This is a genomic window from Microcystis sp. LE18-22.4A (assembly GCF_027531105.1).
In the GTDB taxonomy this organism is placed as follows: domain Bacteria; phylum Cyanobacteriota; class Cyanobacteriia; order Cyanobacteriales; family Microcystaceae; genus Microcystis; species Microcystis aeruginosa.
In genome coordinates, this window is sequence record NZ_JAPZRB010000258.1 from 1 (window position 1) to 5,024 (window position 5,024).

The 5,024-nt window shown below is 42.6% G+C and carries 4 protein-coding genes and 1 pseudogene; 2 read left to right on the forward strand and 3 right to left on the reverse strand.

Going from position 1 to position 5,024, the window contains the following annotated elements:
• The first annotated feature begins 331 nt into the window (after nucleotides 1–331).
• Nucleotides 332–1,615 carry a protein kinase domain-containing protein gene (locus O9295_RS12105; RefSeq protein ID WP_288033078.1) on the forward strand — a complete coding sequence of 428 codons (1,284 nt, stop codon included), beginning with the start codon at nucleotides 332–334 and terminating at the stop codon, nucleotides 1,613–1,615.
• 32 nt (nucleotides 1,616–1,647) lie between these two features.
• Here O9295_RS12105 and dps read toward each other — a convergent pair whose 3' ends face one another.
• Nucleotides 1,648–2,181, reverse strand: coding sequence for a DNA starvation/stationary phase protection protein Dps (gene dps, locus O9295_RS12110; RefSeq protein ID WP_288033079.1), 534 nt, complete (start codon nucleotides 2,179–2,181; stop codon nucleotides 1,648–1,650).
• A 222-nt stretch (nucleotides 2,182–2,403) separates the two neighbouring features.
• Complete coding sequence (locus O9295_RS12115) at nucleotides 2,404–3,135, reverse strand: glutathione peroxidase (RefSeq protein WP_288033080.1); 732 nt, start codon at nucleotides 3,133–3,135, stop codon at nucleotides 2,404–2,406.
• 259 nt (nucleotides 3,136–3,394) lie between these two features.
• On the opposite strand from O9295_RS12115, the gene O9295_RS12120 reads away from it, so the two are divergent.
• Nucleotides 3,395–4,345 (forward strand): undecaprenyl-diphosphate phosphatase, encoded by a 951-nt coding sequence (locus tag O9295_RS12120; RefSeq protein ID WP_502846499.1) that lies wholly within the window; start codon nucleotides 3,395–3,397, stop codon nucleotides 4,343–4,345.
• A gap of 231 nt (nucleotides 4,346–4,576) precedes the next feature.
• Here the strand turns inward: O9295_RS12120 and O9295_RS12125 are convergent.
• A pseudogene (locus O9295_RS12125) lies at nucleotides 4,577–5,024 on the reverse strand (zinc ribbon domain-containing protein); the annotation flags it as partial.

A 5,024-nucleotide genomic window follows, 5' to 3' on the forward strand; every position in this document is an offset into this window, starting at 1 on the left:
TTCTCGGCTGGTGAGAGAGAGTCTATCTTTCTCTAAAAAAATGGAGAATCACGTTGGGGAGCCCTTTGGTATTTTATCCATGACTACAATGCACAGCAAAGCAAAGGATTAAGCCGCCATCACTACTACCGAATCACCACCGCTCTCCCCTTGCCGGCAGCCTTGGCGAATAGATAATTAAAATAACTCAAATAGGACTGCCCTAGCAGTTCTTTCTAGGTAAAGCGGCAATTTTTAATCAATTGTTAAAATATTAAAAGGATGCTAAAGATAGCGGCTAGAGTTTCCAGAGTGAGCTATCCTAGAGATAGTAATTACTCCATCCTCCCCCATGCTCGATCGAGTTCTCCATAGTCGTTATCAAGTCCAACAGTTACTGGGAAAAAAAACTATCTTAGCGAGGGACAGACACACCACCCAGTTAGTTATCATTAAACTTATTTCTGTTCCTAGGGGACAAGGGAGTCAGTTTATCGAAGAAATAACCGGTAAAATTGCCCTATTGCGACAACTCTCCCACCCATCTCTCCCCAAATACCTCGATAGCTTTGAGATAGATTCATCCCAAGAACAAATCATCGCTATTGTCCGACCTTATTTATCAGCGCAGCCTTTAGAGAACTATCTTAACTCCGGTTATTTGTTAGCAGAACAAGATCTCAAACAAATTGCCAAATATCTTTTGGAGATTCTCTCCTATCTCCATCAGCAGGATGTCCCCATTAACCACGGCAATATTAAACTTAGTAATATCCTCTTTGATACCCAGTCCCATCGTTTTTATCTAGTTGATTTTGCCTTTGATTCCGATTCTCCCACCACGGACTTACAGGATATAGGTAAAAGTTTGATTAGTTTAGCCACGGGGATTAAGCATCGTTACATACCCGAAAACTTTGAACAAAAAACTAATCTAAGCGCTTTTTTCATCTATTGGTTAAAAAGATTATCAAACTCCCCCCCAGACTCTCATTTTCGTTCGGTGACAGAAGCTTTAGCCAGCTTATATAGTTGTCAATTGATCCTAGTATCTATTGGCAATCTGACCAAACCCTACGGCAGCGAAGTTACTGTTTATAAAAAAGATAATCTCCTGCAAATAAAAATCGCTAGTAAAACCAAACAAAAGTTTTTCAACAATCTCAAAACCCAGTTAAGACAGTTTTTACCATCCCTATTCTTTACGATCATTCTCTTAACCATAGTCGGTATTTATGAGCTCAAACTGGTCGCTTTTTTAATCCCGATTATCCTAATTTTTCTGCTCAATTTAATCTCCTCTAGTTTATCTTGGCAGTTATGGAAATCTTTTTGGCAGGGGGAACTAGAGTTAAAACTTACCCCCAAAAAAGTTTCTCTCTACCAAAAACTCTGGGGGCTGAAATTTAAACTAACTGCCGATGCTGCTAGTTCCGAAATTTATAGTCTCCTCCGTCGCAATGTCACCGTCACTATGCAGGGAGAAAATGTTAATATTATTCCTCCTTCTCTGGTTCTCGTTGCCAACCATCGAGAATATGTTATCACTGCCAGTGAAGATGTTAGCGAAGCGGAATTAGATTGGTTGGCACAACAGTTAAGTGATTGGCTACGTTTACCGATTACGAGAATTTAAGGTGTATTAAGCTAAGTTAATACACCCCAAATTTATCTGATAACATCTTCCGATTTAATCAGATGCGCTTCTAGGAACCAGAGACGTTTATCGATGTCCCGGGAGATTTCCGTATAGAGATCTGCTGTGTCGGCATCCCCTTGATTGCCAGTGGTATCAATAGCAGAACGAAGATGGGCGGCGTATAAGGCATAACGTTCGGCTAAAGCAACGATATGTTCACTACCATCGACGATATTAGCTGGATATTCCGGCAGAATCGAGTTAGCGGCAGCGATGCGCGCTGTTCCCAAAGCGGTTCCACCTAAAGCGGTAATCCGTTCTGCTACCATGTCCCCATAGCCTTCTAATTCCGTGGCCATTTCGTCGAAGAGGCTGTGCAATTGGTAGAAATTTAAACCTTTTACATTCCAGTGGGCCTGTTTAACCTGAGTTTTTAGGTCTAAACTAGCGGCAAGGGTTTGGCTTAAGATTTCAACCACAGCTTTGCGGATATCTAATGCTAAATCGATACGAGTGGCGTAGTATTGTCCCGTAGTTTTGGTTTTGACTGGAGTGGCTACCATAATCTTTCTCCTTGATCAGTTAACAGAATACTCGATAATTTTCTCACTTGTGTCCGTGTAGAGGGGACTGATTTTGATCCTACAATTAAGCTCAAGTTATACACATCCCTTTTCAGAATTGATTAACATCGCCCTCAGCCGTCAGCTAGATAATAGTGTTGATAACTAGAAAAATGGCTAATTAATTGAAAAATCAGAGGCTGATAGCTGATAGCTGATTAATTATGCTCCTAAATGAGCTGCTAACTCTTCCGAACCGCCAATTAATTGCCCGTTAATGAAGACTTGCGGGGTGGTGGTATTACCACTCATGGCCCGCAGAGAACGACTGGTGGCATCGCGTCCGAGGATAATTTCTTCGTATTGTAGCCCTTTTTCTTCTAACATTTTCTTAGCCCGGAGGCAGTAGGGACAGCCCACTTTCGAGAAAAGAGAGACTAAAGGCGGTTTTTTGGCTTCTGGGTTGATGTAGTGTAACATCGTTTCCGCATCGGAGACTTTGAAAGGATCTCCCGGTTCTTCCGGTTCGATGAACATTTTCTCGATAACACCATCTTTGACTAGCATCGAATAGCGCCAAGAACGTTGACCGAAACCTAAGTCAGCCTTATCGACTAACATCCCCATTCCTGCGCTAAATTCGCCGTTACCGTCGGGAATCAAGACGACATTATCACATTCTTGATCTTTTGCCCACTCGTTCATGACAAAGGTATCATTCACCGACAAGCAAACAATAGTATCTACGCCATTTTCCCGAAAAACTGGGGCTAATTCGTTATATCCGGGTAAATGGGAGGTGGAACAGGTGGGAGTGAATGCCCCGGGTAAGGCAAAAAGAACAACGGTTTTTCCTTTGAATAATTCCTCGCTGGTGATGTTCACCCATTGATTATTTTGACGTACAGGAAAGGTGACATCGGGAACTCTCTGCCCTTCTCGGTTTGGTAGCATAATCGTCAACTCCTAATTGCTAAGTCGTACTCATTTTGAGTTTGTCTAAATTAAGTGTACTCATAACGACTATGAGTTGTCAACAAGTATTTATACTTAAATCAGGAGACAGGAGACAGGAGACAGGAGACAGGAGACAGGAGAATGGGAAATAGACAAAAGGCAGTAATATTGATTAGTTAATTTCCCCAACTCTCACACCCCACACCCCACACCCCACACCCCACACCCCACACCTATCCCCTTTTTTTACTGAAAAATGATGTTTTCCTTCCTGAAAAAAAGCTATAAATGGCTAGGACTAGCGATAATAACGGTGATTTTGGCGATTACACCCGCCGCCATTGCCCAATCAACCACTAGCGCCATACCTCTGGCAAAAATTAACTGGTTACAGGCGATTTTTTTGGGATTTGTGCAGGGAGTGACGGAATTTTTGCCGATTAGCAGTACCGCTCATCTAAAAGTGATTCCCGTCTTTTTGGGTTGGGGAGATCCCGGTGTCACCTATACGGCAGTGATTCAATTGGGCAGTATTGCGGCGGTATTGTCCTATTTTTGGCAGGATTTAAGGCAAATATCCACAGGAATGGTGAAAGCGGTGGCTAGTTCCGATTATCGTTCCCAGGATTTTCGTTTAGCCGTGGGGATTATCCTAGGCACAATTCCGATCGTTTTCTTCGGTTTGTTAATGAAACTTTTCATTCCCGATTTAGATAATTCCCCCCTGAGAAGCATGACAGCGATCGCCTGTGCCTCTATAGTCATGTCTTTACTCTTAGGTACGGCCGAAAAAATCGGGAAACATAAACGCAGTTTCGAGACTTTGCGACAAAAAGACGGAGTTTTAATGGGATTAGCCCAAGCTTTAGCCCTAATACCGGGGGTATCTCGTTCTGGGTCCACCTTAACTGCCGGGTTATTCATGGGTTTAGAAAGGGCCGTAGCAGCGCGATTTTCCTTTCTGTTGGGGATTCCGGCGATAACTTTAGCCGGTTTAGTGGAATTTAAAGGCGTTCTCGACCAGATTAACACCAGTGAATTAATTCCCCTCGCTATTGGGGTAATTTCCTCGGCGATATTTTCCTATCTTTCGATCGCTTGGTTATTAGATTATCTCAAAAAACAGAGTACCTGGGTTTTTGTCTGGTATCGTCTCTTTTTCGGGGTTACTATCCTGATTGGTGTGGCCTGGGGGCGTTTTTCCTGACCTTTTGGCATTCTAATTAGGGTATGCTGAAAAAGTTTTTCCTAGGGGCAGGGTGTAGGGTGTGGGGTGTGGGGGGTGGGGTTTTACCCATTTTCATCGGGTAAATTACCTAATTTTCAGGGAAAAAGTCCCGGAATTTTCCCCCCGACCACTCCCATATCTGGTACTTTTTGATTGACAAAAAGTATAAAAGTCTTACCCAACAAGGTTTTTAGATTTATTAAGCTAACACTAACTAGATCGACCTGGTTTAACCCAGTCGATCCACGTCAGATCGCCTCCTCAAGCGTTTTATAACACTTTCAGTCAGAACGCGATTTTTCCTCGGTTCTCGATTACATTCTCTGATTACTTATCTCTCTGTTCAATGTGGCCTCAGGAATTGCATCGGTGAACTCTTTCCGATAACGACTTTTTGCCAGTAATCGCGCCACAATTAGGACACTCTTGCGAAGTTCCGTTTTTATCAACCTTAAGATAATATTTCCCCCGTTTCCAAACAACAAACGGTAGTATCTCATTAATAAAACTACCGATGCCCGAATCTAGAGATTGTTTTCTAACGATCCCTCTAGACCAGGAAACGAAGTTAATATCCTCAACGAAGATATTATCAGCAAAATCGCAAAGGTAATGAGCTAACTTAAAATGCCAATCTCTACGAGTATTAGACACTTTC

Excerpts from the sequence above, each read along its gene's own strand:
- O9295_RS12115 (WP_288033080.1), bottom strand. The coding sequence starts at position 3,135 with ATGCTACCAAACCGAGAAGGGCAGAGAGTTCCCGATGTCACCTTTCCT.
- O9295_RS12120 (WP_502846499.1), top strand. The coding sequence starts at position 3,395 with ATGATGTTTTCCTTCCTGAAAAAAAGCTATAAATGGCTAGGACTAGCG.
- dps (WP_288033079.1), bottom strand. The coding sequence starts at position 2,181 with ATGGTAGCCACTCCAGTCAAAACCAAAACTACGGGACAATACTACGCC.
- O9295_RS12105 (WP_288033078.1), top strand. The coding sequence starts at position 332 with ATGCTCGATCGAGTTCTCCATAGTCGTTATCAAGTCCAACAGTTACTG.